The organism is Thermotoga sp. SG1, assembly GCF_002865985.1.
GTDB lineage: Bacteria > Thermotogota > Thermotogae > Thermotogales > Thermotogaceae > Thermotoga.
Map to the genome: position 1 here is coordinate 126,476 of NZ_LNDD01000002.1, position 16,116 is coordinate 142,591.

The window sequence follows — 16,116 nt, forward strand, 5'->3', positions numbered from 1 at the left end:
ATTCAAAATTGTTAGTTTTTGCGATAGATGAATGTTCGTTTTAAAAAGGTTTTCGTCCTCGTATTAGAAAACTATCTGTGCATTTAATATTGACATTTTGTTAGATCGGAGTTAAAATTTTCCAACGAAAGGAGGTGGAATCATGAAGTACGTTCTCTGAACGGTTGTGTTTCTTGGTCTGATATCCGGGTGTGTGCTTTTCACCACAGGAACGAATACAACAAAAGTTCCTGTGTATCTCACAGACAACCCATATTTTAACGTTGAAGAGTTGTGGGTGAGGATTTCCGATGTAACGTACCACTACTCGCTGAGCGGAGAAGGATATGAGGCCGCCGTCACCCTGCTGGAGGATGAGTTTGATCTTCTCTCACTTGCAGGAACCGAAGTTCGATTCTTTGAGATAGAAATCCCAGAAGGAGCAAAACTGGAGTGGATCAGATTACAGGTTGATGAAGCTACCGCTGTTGTGAACAATGAAGAAAAAAGTATTACTGTTCCCTCCAAAAAGATCAAGATCATAAAACCCGTCATAGTGCAAAGCGGTGATGAAATCGTCCTTGATTTCGATGTGGCAAGGTCTTTTCGAGTTGTTCAGGGAGCAGGTCAGTACATACTCAGACCGGTTATTATTCCGTACCACAGGGAAAGACACGAATATGAACACGGCCCAGGCGAGGATGAAGAGCACAGATACAGGTACGAAGTTGAAGGAGAGCTTAAGGGGACACTGGCGGGAACCCCATGTCTTGTTGCTCTCTTTGAAGGAGAAACCTGTTCCGGTACGCTCGTTGATCTTGAAATCACGGATGATGGCTTCTCCTTCGAGGAACTGAAGGAAGCTACCCATACCCTCTGTGTGTACAGCGAATTCACACTACTAGAACACGAAGCCACCGAATCTAATGAAGGCGAGTTCGAAGTGGACGAAGAAGAAGTGGAGAGCGTGAACAACGAGATTCAGGAAAGGTTGCCAGAACTGATGCCTGTTGCATCGGAGGTCTTTTATCTAGGCAACTCAACAATCACGTACATCCAGGACTCTGACGTCATAGAACTCAGGCTGGATGATTAAAATGGGGGAGGGACGCCTGGGAGATCTGAGACGCTAAAAGATGGGAAATGAGAACTTTTCAGACTTCCACTGTTTCTTTCTCTTTCCTTCTCCTCCTTCTGGAGGAGACTTTTTCTTCCTCTTTTGCTTTTTCAAGGAGTTTTTCTTCGAGTTCGATGGCTTTGAGGTTTTCAAGGGCCTTCTTTACCCTTTCTTCGTGAATCTCCCTTATAACTTCTGGCGGCAGGAACATCATCATAGTATCACCTCCTTCTCAAGTTGTCATGCCCTTATTGACATTCATTTCTTCCGTCCTGGTATTTTTATAACATAAGCGTGATACAAATTGAGAACATTTCTCAAAAGAATCTCTTAAGTTATTTTTTATGGGAGATTACGCAAGATCAGTTAGGTTAAACAAAGAGCGGGAAGAAATCCCGCTCTTTCAAAGGCAAAAGGAAGGCTTTCTCACTCTACAACGAACGTGTAGATTTTGAACGGCCGGTAACTCAAGGGGAAAGAAACCTCTTTTCTTTCCTCTTCCAGAAGGTTTGTCAGATAGATCTTTTCTTTCCAGGGGATCTTAACCGAGAGTTTACCGGACGTTCCGAAGATCTCAACAAGTCTTATAACGATCTTTCCTTTCACCTTTCTGAGTGAGGTGAGTTTGAAATTCTGTGGAAAAACTTCCAGAAAAGAAGAGGGAATGTCCAGCCTTCCAGAGACGGCAAGAAGGGGTTTGTTCAGTTCTTCTGCCTCCTTCACAACGTCTCTCAGGTCATCACCGGGGTGAACGTATATGGAGTAGGTGAACTCGTGTTTTCCTTCGTCGCAGAGAAAATCCGGAAAGATCCCGGCTTTTATCAAAGAGAGCGCCATAACGTTCTGATGAGCGCTTCCACCATACTTTCCATCGTTCAAAATGGCAACTCCAAAATCCGTTTGCGAAAGATCCATCCATCTGTGGAAAGGCACTTCAAAGCGTGCCTTTTCAAAACTGGTGTTTCTGTGAGTTGGCCTTTCTATGAAACCTCCTGAAATGTCAAACCTTGCCTTCCTTGACAAAACGGTGGTGGGAAAGTACGCCCTCAAAAGGGCCCTTCTTGTGTGCCAGTCTATCTGTGTTTTTATATCGAGTTTTCTGCTTTTCCTCCAGAGGATGTAGTACTGCTTAATTTTGCTTCCTTCTGCTTCGTACTCGACGCGTACCACTTCTCGAACAGGACCGAACTCTATTTTTTCCACGCTTTTTGCTTTCAGGGTGTATCCTGTCTTTTCCACGCCCTCTGCTATGTCCCAGTTGTCCCAGTAGAGAGGAATGTTTTTGTGGAGTTTTAAGATGTTCCCTTTTTCTTCGAAGATGTACCTGTCCAGTTCTTTATCGTAGATCTGGATCGTTCCGTCTTCGTTCACTTCAACTTTCATGTACTCATTTTCCATGAAGGGTCTTTCGTCTTTCGTTGCGAGCTTTTCGGTTGTGCTTTTTTGAACCTCCAACTCTATCTTTGAAAAAGGAGCGATCTCTGCGTCCAGAAAGTACACGTACTTTCCATCGTGCGTTCTTTGTTTCAAAAGAGACTTGCCCTGGAAAGAAAGATTCAGATCTTCGTTGAGCTCAAAACAGAACCTCTTTGGGAAAGACGAAACGTTCAGAAGGGTCAGGGTGTTTTCGTCTTCGACTCGAAGAGAGTCTATGGACTCTCTGACGATCTTTTCTGCTCTTTCTTTCACGAAGGTCAGCTCTTTTTCTGCGTCCTCATAGACCTCTCTTATTGAAGATCCCGGCAGGATATCGTGAAATTCGTTTCTCAAAACAGCCTTCCAGAGATCGTCAATTTCTTCGGAAAAGTCGCTATCGGTGAAGGCAGATATTAACTCTGCCAGATAAAGACCGTCTTCTGCTTCTTTGTGAAGTTTCTTCACCCTGGACTGGGAGGTATACGTTCCTCTGTGGATTTCAAGGTACAATTCTCCGTCCCACACGGGAAGGTCTCCATCGATGTTCATCTTCTCAAAGAAACTTTCGACTGTTCCCATTTCAAGATGCGGAATTCCTGGAATCTGCTTCATTATCCTGTAGTTTTCCAGCATCTCCTCGGTTGGTCCTCCACCACCGTCACCGTGGCCGAAGGAAAGAAGAATCTTGTTTGTCAGGTCCTTCTGCCTGAAGTTGTTCCAGGTTTTGTAGATGGTGTCTGGATCTATTTTTCCGTTGTATCCCTCGTTCGGATTTTTGAAACTGAAGAACAGAACCTCTGAGCCGTCTATTCCTCTCCAGCGGCACAGATCGTATGGAAACTCGTTTGTGTCGTTCCAGTTGAGTTTGGTGGTAACAAAGTACTCTATTCCCGCACCTCTCAGAATCTGGGGAAGAACCCAGGAAAAGCCGAACACATCCGGCAACCAGCAAACCCTGCTCTTTTTACCGAACTCCTTCTCAAAGAACTTCTGCCCATAGTAGAACTGTCTTATCAGGGACTCCAACGAAGGAACGTTGCAGTCTGACTCTACCCACATGCCTCCGACGGGCTCCCATCTTCCTTCTTCAACGAGTTTCTTAACCACTTCGAAGAGTTCAGGAGAATTTTTCTTGAGGTCTTCATACATCTGGGCAGAAGATTGAGTGTAGACGAACTCCGGATACAGCGTTGAAAGTAAAACAGAGTTTGCGAAAGTGCGAAGGATCTTTCTTTTTGTTTCTTCAACCGGCCAAAGCCAGGCGTAGTCTATGTGAGCATGCCCCACAAGGTGCACAACTCCAGCACTCGGGTATTCTTCTTTGAGTTTTTTTAACTTCTCCTTGAATCTTTCAAACTCATCTATTATGCTTTTTCTCAACTCGTCTGGAAGCAGCGCTCCGGAAAACTCTCTAAACTCAGGTGCGCTCCAGGTGTTTTTGATTTCGTCTGCTATTCCAGGGTCCATGGGAGCGGTTTTCAAATATGTTTCTGTGTCCCTTGGGGTCCATATCTTCGAGAGAAACTCTTCGGAGATGTCAAGAAGTTTCTTCGACAATGCCTTGTCATCTATCACCTCTGCTGCTTTTATAACAAGTTCTAGCGTTTTTACCACTCTCATCAACTCTTCATCGACAACCACGAAGAACGCTTCGCTGAACACCGGCTTTTCTGGTTTTCCAAAGAGTCCCCTCGGTACCACCTGAGCCTCTATCGTGTGAGGTTTTCCATCGGCAAGAGGAGTGATGTTCAGTGTTCTGTGATACTCGTTGATTTCACCGTAGGGCTTTCCATCTACAAGAACAAGGGTCTCTCCGCCGAACCAGAGTTCCAGATAGGCCCTTTGTCCTTCAGCGACGGAGAAAGGTTCCAAATCTTTCCTGAACCATACAGGGGCGGAGTTGACGTCCCACTCAAATGGGGGAGTGACGGTTTTTTCTTCTAAACCACTGGAGAAAGACCAGTCTTTTAGTTTTTCTTTCCTTGAGATAGTGTAGGGAAGTAATTCTGAAAGCATTCTCCACAGTTTTCCCTTCACGTTGAAAGCCTCCTGTCATTCTCTACACCACTTCATCACTTTTTCCACGGGAATTGTGGCAAGGGCAATGCAGTTGTCCGCTGCACCGTAGTACACGTAGTAGTAGCCGTTGTATTCTATCATCGCATCACTGAAGACCACGTTTGGAACACCGCCAAATTTTTCCCAGTCTTCTTCTGGTTCAAGGATCGGCTCTTTCGATCTCTTTATCACCTTTGTGGGGTCCTCCAGGTCAAGCAACATGAAACCAAGACGATAGATTGGCCGGGAGGTTCCCGTGTTCTGAACACCATGGTACAGGACAAGCCATCCGTACTCGGTCTTTATCGGAGGTGCACCAACTCCTATTTTCAGGTCATCCCACATTCCCTGACGTGGAGATGCGATCTTCACGAAGTTGTCCCAGTGTACGAGATCGTCTGAGAAGGCAAGCCATATATCAGGTGGTATTCTGTGAAACATGACGTACTTTCCGTTGATCTTTTCTGGAAACAGCGCAGCATCTTTGTTGTCTATATCCGGTATCACAACTCCATATCTTTTCCAGGTGATGAAGTTTTTCGTCGACGCCATGGCGATTCTCACGCCACGAGGCGAGTAGGCAGTATAGACCATGTAGTATTCATCACCGATTTTTGTGATCCTGGGGTCCTCGACTCCGTAGAGCTCGTCGTCACTCTTTGGTGAGAAGACAGGCTTTTCGAACTTGTTGAAGTGGATTCCGTCGGTGCTCACAGCGTAGCCGATCCTTGAAACCATGTCCTCTCCTTGAGCTCTGTAGAGCATGTGGAAGAGTTCTCCGTCGTACACCACAGCCGGGTTGAAAACAAATCGGCTTTCCCAGAGAAAGTACGGAGAAGGTTCCAGAATGGGATTCGCCGGGTGTCTTTCGAGTTTAAGCTCCATGTTCTCCCTCCTCTACTTGAAAGACATAGAAATTCCCTGTAAAAATTGCTTTCTGAAGATCAAAAAGATGAGAACCATGGGTATCGTCTGAATCACAGACCCTGCCATCAGCGGACCAACGTAGGCGGCGTACTCATGGTTGAAAGTGGCTAGAAGAACAGAAAGAGGCATTTTATTGTAGTCTTTTACCACCATGAGGGGCCAAAGGAAGTTGTCCCAGATTCCTATGAATGTGAAAAGACCCACGATGGAGAGTGTGCTTCTCGAGAGGGGAATCATCACTTTAAATATTATCCACAGAGTGCTTGCACCGTCAATCTTTGCAGCCTCTATGTAATCCTGTGGAATCGTTTTGTAAGACTGCGTTATCATAAAAAGACTCCACGCGCTCATGAGAAAGGGAACGATCATGGCCGGGTAAGTGTTGTAAAGGCCAAGTTTTCTTATCAACACAAAGAGTGGGATGATGAACATGAAACCTGGAAAGAGCATCTGAAAAATGATGAAATTAAATATGGCGTTGCTTCCTTTGAATCTGAGTTTTGCCAGGCTGTATCCAATAATTGCTGAGGTCAAGACCACGGAAAAAGTCACAGTGACTGTGACAAAGACACTGTTCAGAAAAGCCCTCAGAAAGGGACGCTCCATCTTTTCTGCCATTGTAAATATGTACTTGTAATGTTCAAGAGTTATTCTTGTTGGAAAGAACCTGGTGAAGATCTCATCTGCCGGTTTTATCGATGAGAGAAACAGCCAGATATATGGATAGATCCATATCAAAGCAAGAATCAACATCACTCCGTGAAAGATGACCTCTCTGATCTTCTTCATACTATGGTCACCTCTTTTTCAATGACCTTTCTGATAAAGATGACTATCGAGAAGTTTATGAGAGCGGTCATGACCGCTATGGTTGTCGCGTAACTGGGATTTATCCTCTGAAAGGCGGTGTTGTACATGTAAAGCATGAACGTGAGAGTTCTGTTCATGGGACCGCCACCTGTGATCATGTACGGTTCGGTGAATATACCAAAGGAGAGGTTCACAGCCAAAATTAAAACAGTTACAATGGCGGGGTTCAAAAGAGGAAGTGTGATCTTCCAAAACTTGATCCATGGAGTTGCACCATCCAGCTCCGCTGCTTCGTATATGGACTTTGGAATGGCCTGAAGTCCTGAATAAAGAATAAGGCCGTAGTATCCAACGAACTTCCAGGTGACCATGATGGCTATAGTCAGCATAGCAAGTTGTGGGTCGGTGAACCAGGGTATTGTGATACCGAAGGTGTTGTACAGGAACCTGTTTATCGGTCCCACCTCTGAAAAGATCCTCTGGAACATAATGGAGTAGGCAACACCTGAAGAGACATAAGCGACTAAGAAGCTGAGGGTCACAGAGGTTTTGAAATACTTCATTCTGTTCAGAGCGAGTGCAAACAGGATGGAGGCGACGAACACCATGGGGATGAAGTAGGAAAGAAAATTCATCGTGTTCAGAAAAACTTTCCAGAACATCCTGTCTTCGAAGATCCGGAAGAAGTTCTGAAGACCTACGAATCTGGGAGATCCCACGAACTTCCATTTGGAAAAAGCAAGAATCAACATCCAGACGAACGGATAGCCCCAGAATATCGCCGTGTAGAGAAGATATATCGATATCAAACTCCAGCCCAACCCTGCTTCCTTCTTTTTTAGCGACATTCTATCCCTCCTGATAAAAAAGGTGAGGGGATACTCTCCTCACCAAAGAAGTGCGTTGATCTCTTTAACTGCCTGTTTCAGGGCTTCTTCGGGGGTGGCTTTCAGATACATGAGAGGCTCGATCAGGTACGTGCTCATGGCGTTCTGAGCATCAATCGTGTTGGTGATCAGTGCCGGAGGAACAGCGTATGCAACCGCTTCTGCTATCTTTGCAAAGTATGGATCCTTCATGTACTCGGCAAACGTGGGGTTCGTTCCAAGGTCTTCTCTTGCTGGAGGCATCTTTGTGAGTTCAATCCATCTTGCATCGTTTTGGGCATTGGAGAAGACCCATTTGATGAATTCGAACGCTTCTTTCTTATGTTTGCAGTGTTTGAACATCACAAGGCCTTTGGTATCGGCAAACGTGTAGACGGGCTTGTCTTCAGGATAGTTGTCTGGAACAGGAGGTGGTGTCATCACTATGTGCGGATAAACCTCGGGATAGTGCTCTTTCGTGTAGCTCAGATGCCATGGTCCCATGATCTGGCCAAGGATTGTGCCGTTTTCAAATGGATCCTGTCCCAGATCTACAGCTGTCCAGCCATTTTTGAAGAGGGTGTAGATGAACTCAGCAACGGCCTTTCCGTACTCGTTGTCGAAAACTGCTTTTCCGTTTTCAATGTAGGGTTTTCCACCGCTTGCTGCGTAGTAGAATGTGATGAAATCAAACCATCTGTCCCATCAGTTTCTTCCGGCAACGGCTCTTATAACGTACCTTTCCTTGGGGACAACCCACTTTTTGGCTACTTCGTAAACTTCAGAGTAAGTTCTGGGAGGTCTGTCGTAACCCAGTTCCTTCAAAAGATCTCCTCTCCACCAGAAGAGCATCGGGTTGGAGTAAATGGGTATCACGTAGTAGTGTCCGTTGAGCTTCCAGCCTTCGAGTATGTTTCTCATTTTCCTTGCATCTGCAAGTTTCCAGAACTCTTCTCCGAACTCTTCATCGAAGGCAACCAGAACGTCTAGTTCTTCTGCGAGTTGAGCTGCAAAACCACTGAAGATGTTGGTACAGATATCAGGAGCGTTTCCAGCAGCGATGGCGTTCAGGATGGCCTCTTCAGAACTTCCAGCCGCTGGTATAACGGACCACTCGATCTGAACATCCGGATGCTCTGCGTTCCACTTTTCAACGAGGGCTTTCCAGAAGGCCTCCTGGTTTGGATTTGGAGCCGTCCAGAACACGATCTTTTTGACGTCAGCTAGTGCAAAGACCGAAAGAACTACCAGAATGATGAAAAGAACCCTTTTCCACATAACGATCCCTCCTCTATGAAAGGTTGTAGTCATTTCGTGCTTTTTCTCTTTACAAATTGAGTGAAGACGAGGGTTCGAAGAGGATGAGGATTCACCTTCGTCAACAACTCATGTAAGCGCTTACATGCAACGCAACCCATTTCGTATTTGAATACCCTCAAAGTGGTCAACGGTGGATCGAAATTTTCTGCGTCAACGATATCGTCGAAACCCACAACGGAAACGTCATTTGGAATTTTCAAGCCGTGTTCTTTGAGTCGTTTGATCACCCAGAAGGCAATACTGTCGTTGGATGTAAAGATGGCCTCGGGTGTTCCGTAAGAGTTCAGCATTATGTCTACAATTTTTCTCGTACCTTCTTCTGTATCATCGCACTCATAAAAACGAGGCATCAATCCAGATTTTTCCATGGCATCTTTGTAGCCGTCGTATCTCATCTTGAAACCATACGGCTGAAGCGGTCCGTGGATGTGTACGATCTTTTTGAACCCTCTGGATATGAGGTAATTCGTTGCGTAAACAGCACCGTCGTATCCGTCGCTTATCACACAATCCACTCTCTCACCGGGTATGTAGTGATCCACAAGTACAAAGGGTTTCTTCTTGGATTTCACTTCTCTTATGAACTCCCTCGTGACGTCTCCTCCCACGAATATGTATCCATCTGCGTCAACGTATTTCGAAAATTCTTCAAGAAATTTCAACTCTACTTTTATTCCCAATTTCTCACAATTTTCCTCAATGGCTTTTATTATCACCCCGTAGAACTCACCGAGAATCCCTCTGGTTTGAAGGGGTGAGAGAATTCTTTTACTGGCGAAGATATAAGCGTGGAACAGTTTTCCCTTCGAAGCGAGGATTTTCGCCGAGATTTCTGGCCTGTATCCAAGTTCTTCTATTGCTTTCCAGACTCTGTATCTGGTTCTTTCAGAAACGTATCCTGATCCGTTTATCACCCGTGAGACCGTGGCGATGGAAACTCCTGCAAGTTTTGCGACATCTTCTATTGTTGGCAATCTCTACACCCCCTGTAAGCGCTTACATAAACTTTATACAAAAAATTCCCATGTTAAATCAAGCCCCATTTTTTGCGAATATCTGTCAATATGTCCAAACAGAAGAAATTATTTCGTTTTATGTTCAAAAATCGCAGTTTTACAAAAAATAAAAGCCCCCTTGTGGGGGGCCTTTTTACTTTGCGTAAGCGACGCTTCTTTTCTCTCTTATGACCACTACCTTCAGCACACCTGGATATTCTAGTTCCTCCTCTATCTTCTTTGAAATGTCATAAGCGAGTTTTTCAGCGAGTGCATCGTCCACTTTGTCCGGTTCAACTATCACCCTTATTTCTCTTCCCGCTTGAATAGCGTATGCTTTTTCAACATACTTGAAACTCTTTGCAATTTCCTCGAGTTTCATAAGTCGTTTTATGTAATTTTCCAGGCTTTCTCTTCTTGCACCTGGTCTTGCGGCGGACAGTGCATCGGCAGCTGCCACGAGCACCGCTTCTGGTGTTCTTGGATCTTCTTCTCCGTGGTGACTGAGTATCATGTTGATGATGTCTTCTTTTTCGCCGTATCTTCTGGCAAGTTCTGCCCCTATGGTGGTGTGCGATCCTTCGAGTTCCTGATCCACCGCTTTTCCTATGTCGTGGAGCAGTCCACCCCTTCTTGCTTTGTCAGCGTTCAGGCCGAGTTCTGAAGCCATGTAACCGGCAAGAAGAGCAACCTCTATGGAATGGTACAGAACGTTCTGACCGTAACTTGTTCTGTATTTGAGTTTTCCGAGGAGCTTCACGAGTTCCGGGTGGAGTCCCATAACTCCTGCCTTGAACGTGGCTTCCCGTCCTGCCTCCTTTATGGCCTTCTCAACTTCCTGTTTTGCCTTTTCGTACATCTCCTCTATCCTTGCAGGATGTATTCTACCATCTGCTACGAGTTTTTCCAGAGTGATGCGGGCGATCTCCCTTCTGAGGGGATTGAAACAGGAAAGCACAACCACTTCTGGTGTGTCGTCTATTATCAGATCGACGCCTGTGATCTTTTCAAAGGTCCTGATGTTTCTTCCTTCCCTTCCTATGATTCTCCCTTTCATATCATCGGATGGAAGAGAAACGGTGGAAACAGTGATTTCTCCCACATAATCTGGTGCGTATCTTTGTACGGCAAACGCTATGACTTTTTTTGCTTCTTTTTCGGCTTCCTCTTCTACCTGCTCTTTCATCTCTTTGTAGAGCTTTGCAAGGTCGTGTTCGTATCTCTGTCTTGCTTCCTCCAGAATCAACTCCCTTGCCTCTTCAACGGTCATACCCGCGAGTTTGTTGAGTTCCTCGTCTATTCGTTTTTCTTTTTCCTCCACTTCTTTCATCTTCTCTTCCAGGATTGCTTTCATCTCCTCGATATGGGTTTCTCTCTTTTCCAGATTCTCTTCCTTTCTGGTGAGAAGTTCTTCTCTTTTTAGAAGCCTTTCCTCGAGTGATCTGAGTTCTTCTTCCTTTCGTGCTCTTTCCCTTTCGAACTCTTCCCTCAATCTGTGAACTTCTTCTCTACCTTCTACGATGGCCTTTTTCTTTATCTCGTTTGCTTCCTTTTCTGCTTTTTCGAGAATGGACTTTGCGTCTTTTTCTGCCTTTTTGAGTTTTTGATTTATCTGATAGCTTGCGATTAGATATCCCACCAGAAGTCCTCCGACACCCGCGAGTACATACCACAACATCATCGTTCACCTCCATCTATTTGATCGAGAATTTCCTCGATCTGAGAAATCTCGAACCCTCTTTTGTAGAGGTAGTCTTTCATTTCCTGACGACTTTCAAAACGTGTTTTCAATCTCTTCAACTCTTCAGAAAAATCAATCTCAGAGAGAGCTTTTTCTATCGCCTTTTCGGATGTTTCTTCGTCCACTCCGAGTGATCTCAGTTTCATCTTCACGATCTTCGGTCCAAAGAGTTTCAAACGGATCTCGTCCACTGCGAAAAGATAAGCAGCCTTCTCATCGTCAATGTAACCCTGCTTTTTCAATGTGGCGATCGTGTTTTCAACCTCTTCATCAGAAAAACCCTGGTTTTTCAAACGATTTCTCAGTTCGTTTTCAAACCTGACGCGATATTTTAAAAGTCTCAAAGCGTACTTAAGAGGATTCGTCTGCTTTCTCTGGTTCCTCCTCCGTTTGCCGTAGTAAGCCATATTTTTCCTTTATTCTCCTTTCGATTTCCTCCGCTATCTGTGGATTTTCCTTGAGGAACTGAACGACGTTGGATCCACCCTGTCCCAGGGAGATTTCTTCTCCTTTCAGTGTGGTGTAGTAGTACCAGCTGCCCTTTCTGGTTATGACTTCCTCATCCACTCCGAGATTGAACAGTTCGTACTCTCTGTCGATACCTTTTCCGTAGATGATGTAAGTTTGGGCCGTTTTAAACGGGGGTGCTACTTTGTTCTTCACGATCTTTACGCTTACCACGTTGCCTATGACGTCTTTTCCTTCCTTGATCGCTTCTCCTCTTCTGACCTCAAGTCTCATGGTTGCGTAGAACTTCAGGGCAAGTCCACCGGTTGTCGTTTCAGGGCTTCCAAACATGACGCCTATCTTCATCCTTATCTGGTTTGTAAATATGACAACTGCTTTCGATTTGTTCACACTCCCTGCGATCTTCCTCAGCGCCTGTGACATGAGACGTGCCTGAAGTCCCACCTGCATGTCTCCCATGGCACCTTCTATCTCGGCTCTGGGTACCAGTGCGGCGACGGAATCAACAACGATGAGGTCCACAACACCGCTTCTCACGAGTTCGTCTACTATTTCAAGAGCTTGCTCTCCGTGATCGGGTTGGGATATGAGGAGACTTTTCAGATCTACTCCAAGGCTTTTCGCATACACGGGATCGAGAGCGTGTTCTGCGTCTATGAAAGCAGCCACACCACCCATTTTCTGGGCTTCCGCTATAGCGTGAAGTGCCAGTGTGGTCTTTCCGCTGGATTCCGGTCCGAAGATCTCCACGATCCTTCCCCTTGGGTATCCTCCAACGCCGGTTGCGATGTCGATCGCGATGGAACCCGTTGGAATGACCTCCACAGGCTGAACCTGGGTTTCGTCACCCAGTATCATTATGGAACCTTTGCCAAAGGTTTCTTCTATCCTCTTCAAAGCCTTCTCCAGTACACTCTTTTTCTGTTTTTCTTCAGCCATGTCTGATCAATCCTCCTTCGAAATGACATTCGTAAAGTGCTCTGTAAATGGGGCCCGAAGGTGTCAGTGTGGAGGAATAAATCTTAAAACTGTCCACCGCCACCTCAACGGGGGAAAAATCGATGTCTTCAACCAGTTTTTCCCACTTGTCAGGATAGTACTTCACCCTGCCTATAGTGATGTGAGGTATGAACTTCTCTTCAAAAGAAAAACCATGATGTGAAAGCTCGTATCTCAGCTCCTCGTACAACCTGTTGAGACGATCTGCGTTTTCCACTCCAAGCCAGAAGACCCGGGGAGCTTTTCCCCTTCTGAAATATCCAAAACCTTTCACCGTGAAGGAAAACGAAGGGAACCCTCTCACACGCCTACAAAGATGCTCTGCTATCTCGGAAACTTTCTGCTCAGTGACTTCCCCAAGAAAAAAGAGGGTGAGATGCAGGTTCTCTTCGGAAACCCAATTTGCACCAAAACCTCTTCTCATGAGTTTTTCAATAACTTCAGAGGCCTGTTTTTTGACCTCATCGTTCACATCGATGGCAATGAAGGTTCTCATGTACTATCCCTCCATTTTCATGAATCTTGCAAGGTCCATTGTATACGTGATCCCGGACAAAACTGTTACTGCAAACGATATAATCACAAGTGCCTGCAGAATCAGTGGTTCAAGGAACTCCAGTTTGAAAAGAAAAACTCCTATGAGCACCGCAAACTGAGATACGGTTTTCACCTTTCCTGTCCATCTGGCTGGAACGATGTTTCCCCTGCTCGCTGCCAGGATCCTGAGGCCGTTCACGAAGGTGTCCCTTGAAAAGACGGTTAGAACATACCAGATCGGAAGAACATTCATCATCGCAACGGCCGTGGATATCACGAGGATCTTGTCTGCCACCTGATCGAAGACCTTTCCGAAGTCTGTTACCTGGTTCCTTCTTCTTGCGAAGAAGCCGTCCAGGTAGTCTGTGAACGCAGCAAACAGGAAAACAAAAAACGCCAGAGTGTACCAGCCTTCCATGTAGAACCAGACAACAGGTATCGTCAACACTGCCCTCAGAATAGAAAAGAAGTTCGCCAGATTCATCGAGCAATCCCCCACATGTCGTATTCATCGTGCTCTTCTATGGTTACTTCGAGAAAATTCCCTATCTCACCCCTTCCTTTTATGAAAACAACCCCGTCCACCTCGGGAGCTTCTGTAAAGGTGCGCCCTATCAGGTAGCCGTTTTCTCTTCCCTCAACGAGTGCCTTCATGCTTTTTCCCACGAATCTATCCAGTCTTTCGTAGGAGATCTCTGCCTGAAGAAGCAGGAGTTCTTCCTGTCTTCTTCTGGCTGTCTCTGGATCGACTTTGTTCTTCAGAGAAGAAGCGACTGTTCCTTCTTCGTCCGAGAAAACAAAAACACCGAGTTTGTCGAATTTCACCTCTTCCACAAATCTCTTCAACTCTTCGAAATCCTCTTCCGTTTCTTCTGGAAAACCTACTATCACGCTGGTTCTAAGAACGGCATCTGGGGCTTTATCTCTTATTTTCATCAGCATGTTTTTCAACTCTTTGGAACTTTTGACCCTTCCCATGAGGGTCAGTATCTTATCACTTCCATGTTGAACGGGAACGTCGAAGTAGTTCACAACCTTTTCCAGTTTCAGGATGGTGTCTATTATCTCGTCTGTCAGGTGATCGGGATGAAGGTACATGACCCTGATCCAGAAGTCACCCTTTAGACTGTTCAGTCGTCTCAAAAGATCAGGCAGGGCCTGTTTCCCATAGAGATCTTCACCGTAAGAGGTTGTATCCTGGGCAACCAGAATAATTTCCTTTTTTCCCTCTGCAAGAAGATCTTCCACCTCGTGGACTATGTCTTCCATGCTTCTGCTTTTCAGGTTCCCTTTGAAGATGGGTATGGAACAGAAAGTACACTTTCTGTCGCAACCGTCGGATATTTTCACGTACGCATAGGGCTTTTCCTCCAGATTTACCCTCTTTCTGTAACTGTAGACAGTCTCAGGACGCTGTGGTACCAGATCTCCTCCGCTTTCAAGGAGCAAGGCGATTTTTTCCGGAGCGACAACTCCTATCCACTGGTCCACCTCCGGGATTTCTTTTTTCAGTTCTCTGTAGTATCGCTGAACGAGGCACCCTTTCACAACAATTTTGTAGCCGTAATCTTTTTTTGCTTCAACAAACGAGAAGATCTCATCTATCGATTCCTTCTTGGCATCCTCGATGAAGGCACAGGTGTCTAACACAACAACGTCTGCTTCTTCCACCTTGTAGACGATTTCGTGTCCTCTTTCTTTGAGAATACCTGCCAGAACTTCACAGTCAGCTTCGTTTTTTGGACAGCCAAGCACCTTTATACCAACTCTCACTTCAGGATTTTCCTCCTCTTCTTCAGATAGATTTCTCTGATCCTTTCCAGATGTTTCTTGTACTCTTCTTCTCTGTAGTTTGGATAGGTAAACTCCATGTCTTTGAATTTTCCTCTCACATAAGCGAGCGTCACCTCAGCGTAGATTCCCTTTCCTATGTAGATGCGGTTTCCCCAGTGCTTCGTTGATGCGAGGACAAACTGTGTATGATGGATGTATCCTGGGTCAATGTTCACTTTTCTTTTTCCCTCTATGGAAAACATCTTCTCTATGGAGTTCGTCTCCAGTTTTATATCTGCAAGCTGGTGAGGATGTATGAGTCTTTCAAAACTCACCAGTTTTCCCTTCAGACCCTGTCCCATTTCTTCTGAATAGTAAAAGGTGTACTTTTCGAAGTCGAGGTTGTCGGAAACGTAATCCATTGGTCCAAATCTTTCCTCGAGAACGGGCTTTAACTCGTTGAACCAGTAATCTATGTGAGATGCGAATATGAACATAACCAGATTCACCAGATCCGGTACCTTCACCTCTCCCACTGGACTCTCACCTCGAACTCTTTGAGTTTTATCTTCCACTCTTCCGATGCAGTTCTCAAGATGACCTCGCCCTGAGCCTCCACCGTGTACTTTCCCTCCGAAAGTGGGATTGTTCCTTTCAACGTTTTGCCATTTAGAGTCACTTCATCTGAAGTGATCAGGTACGCTGGTGATGTTCTTTGCAGTCTGAGATTTTCAAAAATCGCAAAAACAAGAAGCACCACTCCTATCACCAGAAACAGAATCAGAACAAGATTGTGACTTCTGCTTTTTTCCCCTTCTTTTCTTCTCTTCTCTTTCTTTTCTTCCGGTGCTATGTCGCCTTTTCCCTCCTCGTACATTTTGAGCATCTCTTCTGGAGAGAGTTCTAAAAATTCTGCGTATCGCTTTATATAGCTTTTGACATAGATTTCTGCATCGAGATTTTGAAGATCCCCCTCTTCGATGCGTTTCAGTTTAGAGGGATTTATGTTTGTAAACAAAGATGCATCAAGAAGCGTGATGCCTTTTTCTTCACGCTTTTTCCTGAAAATTTCCCCCATTTCTTTCCATTTCTCGCCCAAAACAATATCCC

General features: G+C 45.3%; 15 protein-coding genes and 1 pseudogene. 1 reads left to right on the forward strand and 15 read right to left on the reverse strand.

Translation table 11 applies throughout. From position 1 onward, the window contains the following. Window positions 1-193 precede the first annotated feature (193 nt). A complete protein-coding gene (locus AS006_RS02725; protein WP_233185608.1) occupies window positions 194-1,075 on the forward strand; it encodes a DUF4382 domain-containing protein in 882 nt (293 codons plus the stop codon). Window positions 1,076-1,133: 58 nt separating this feature from the next. Here the strand turns inward: AS006_RS02725 and AS006_RS02730 are convergent, their stop codons facing one another. The 15 genes and pseudogenes from AS006_RS02730 to AS006_RS02800 form a co-directional block, all read right to left on the reverse strand. After that, window positions 1,134-1,313, reverse strand: a complete 180-nt coding sequence (locus AS006_RS02730; RefSeq protein ID WP_101512847.1) for a hypothetical protein — start codon at window positions 1,311-1,313, stop codon at window positions 1,134-1,136. A gap of 209 nt (window positions 1,314-1,522) precedes the next feature. Further along, window positions 1,523-4,549 (reverse strand): alpha-mannosidase, encoded by a 3,027-nt coding sequence (locus AS006_RS02735; protein ID WP_101512848.1) that lies wholly within the window; start codon window positions 4,547-4,549, stop codon window positions 1,523-1,525. Between the two features lie 15 nt (window positions 4,550-4,564). Next, entirely contained in the window at window positions 4,565-5,455 is an 891-nt protein-coding gene (locus AS006_RS02740) for a glycosidase (RefSeq protein WP_101512849.1), read from the reverse strand. A 12-nt stretch (window positions 5,456-5,467) separates the two neighbouring features. Beyond that, window positions 5,468-6,286 carry a carbohydrate ABC transporter permease gene (locus AS006_RS02745; protein WP_101512850.1) on the reverse strand — a complete coding sequence of 273 codons (819 nt, stop codon included), beginning with the start codon at window positions 6,284-6,286 and terminating at the stop codon, window positions 5,468-5,470. Then, window positions 6,283-7,155, reverse strand: coding sequence for a carbohydrate ABC transporter permease (locus AS006_RS02750; protein ID WP_101512851.1), 873 nt, complete (start codon window positions 7,153-7,155; stop codon window positions 6,283-6,285). The genes AS006_RS02745 and AS006_RS02750 overlap by 4 nt, the downstream gene beginning before the upstream one ends. Before the next feature lie 39 nt (window positions 7,156-7,194). After that, window positions 7,195-8,451, reverse strand: a pseudogene (locus tag AS006_RS02755) (extracellular solute-binding protein). Window positions 8,452-8,480: 29 nt separating this feature from the next. Next, window positions 8,481-9,467, reverse strand: coding sequence for a LacI family DNA-binding transcriptional regulator (locus AS006_RS02760; RefSeq protein WP_101512852.1), 987 nt, complete (start codon window positions 9,465-9,467; stop codon window positions 8,481-8,483). A gap of 175 nt (window positions 9,468-9,642) precedes the next feature. Continuing rightward, complete coding sequence (gene rny, locus AS006_RS02765; protein WP_199167310.1) at window positions 9,643-11,166, reverse strand: ribonuclease Y; 1,524 nt, start codon at window positions 11,164-11,166, stop codon at window positions 9,643-9,645. After that, window positions 11,166-11,636 (reverse strand): regulatory protein RecX, encoded by a 471-nt coding sequence (locus tag AS006_RS02770; RefSeq protein WP_101512854.1) that lies wholly within the window; start codon window positions 11,634-11,636, stop codon window positions 11,166-11,168. Before AS006_RS02770 ends, rny begins: the two co-directional genes overlap by 1 nt. Continuing rightward, window positions 11,581-12,636 carry a recombinase RecA gene (gene recA / locus AS006_RS02775; protein WP_101512855.1) on the reverse strand — a complete coding sequence of 352 codons (1,056 nt, stop codon included), beginning with the start codon at window positions 12,634-12,636 and terminating at the stop codon, window positions 11,581-11,583. The genes AS006_RS02770 and recA overlap by 56 nt, the downstream gene beginning before the upstream one ends. Continuing rightward, window positions 12,629-13,192, reverse strand: coding sequence for an RNA 2',3'-cyclic phosphodiesterase (gene thpR / locus AS006_RS02780; RefSeq protein WP_101512856.1), 564 nt, complete (start codon window positions 13,190-13,192; stop codon window positions 12,629-12,631). Before thpR ends, recA begins: the two co-directional genes overlap by 8 nt. Window positions 13,193-13,195: 3 nt before the next feature. Further along, window positions 13,196-13,717, reverse strand: coding sequence for a CDP-diacylglycerol--glycerol-3-phosphate 3-phosphatidyltransferase (gene pgsA, locus AS006_RS02785; protein WP_101512857.1), 522 nt, complete (start codon window positions 13,715-13,717; stop codon window positions 13,196-13,198). Beyond that, window positions 13,714-15,006: a 30S ribosomal protein S12 methylthiotransferase RimO gene (gene rimO / locus AS006_RS02790; protein ID WP_101512858.1), complete on the reverse strand. Its 1,293-nt coding sequence runs from the start codon at window positions 15,004-15,006 to the stop codon at window positions 13,714-13,716. Before rimO ends, pgsA begins: the two co-directional genes overlap by 4 nt. Next, entirely contained in the window at window positions 15,003-15,542 is a 540-nt protein-coding gene (locus AS006_RS02795) for a DUF4416 family protein (RefSeq protein ID WP_199167312.1), read from the reverse strand. Before AS006_RS02795 ends, rimO begins: the two co-directional genes overlap by 4 nt. Further along, entirely contained in the window at window positions 15,530-16,105 is a 576-nt protein-coding gene (locus tag AS006_RS02800) for a RodZ family helix-turn-helix domain-containing protein (protein ID WP_199167314.1), read from the reverse strand. Before AS006_RS02800 ends, AS006_RS02795 begins: the two co-directional genes overlap by 13 nt. Between the last annotated feature and the right edge of the window lie 11 nt (window positions 16,106-16,116).

What these genes read in the sequence shown, in the direction of transcription:
- AS006_RS02730 (WP_101512847.1), bottom strand. Translation starts at nt 1,313, where the DNA reads ATGATGATGTTCCTGCCGCCAGAAGTTATAAGGGAGATTCACGAAGAA.
- AS006_RS02740 (WP_101512849.1), bottom strand. Translation starts at nt 5,455, where the DNA reads ATGGAGCTTAAACTCGAAAGACACCCGGCGAATCCCATTCTGGAACCT.
- AS006_RS02745 (WP_101512850.1), bottom strand. Translation starts at nt 6,286, where the DNA reads ATGAAGAAGATCAGAGAGGTCATCTTTCACGGAGTGATGTTGATTCTT.
- AS006_RS02750 (WP_101512851.1), bottom strand. Translation starts at nt 7,155, where the DNA reads ATGTCGCTAAAAAAGAAGGAAGCAGGGTTGGGCTGGAGTTTGATATCG.
- rny (WP_199167310.1), bottom strand. Translation starts at nt 11,166, where the DNA reads ATGTTGTGGTATGTACTCGCGGGTGTCGGAGGACTTCTGGTGGGATAT.
- AS006_RS02770 (WP_101512854.1), bottom strand. Translation starts at nt 11,636, where the DNA reads ATGGCTTACTACGGCAAACGGAGGAGGAACCAGAGAAAGCAGACGAAT.
- recA (WP_101512855.1), bottom strand. Translation starts at nt 12,636, where the DNA reads ATGGCTGAAGAAAAACAGAAAAAGAGTGTACTGGAGAAGGCTTTGAAG.
- thpR (WP_101512856.1), bottom strand. Translation starts at nt 13,192, where the DNA reads ATGAGAACCTTCATTGCCATCGATGTGAACGATGAGGTCAAAAAACAG.
- pgsA (WP_101512857.1), bottom strand. Translation starts at nt 13,717, where the DNA reads ATGAATCTGGCGAACTTCTTTTCTATTCTGAGGGCAGTGTTGACGATA.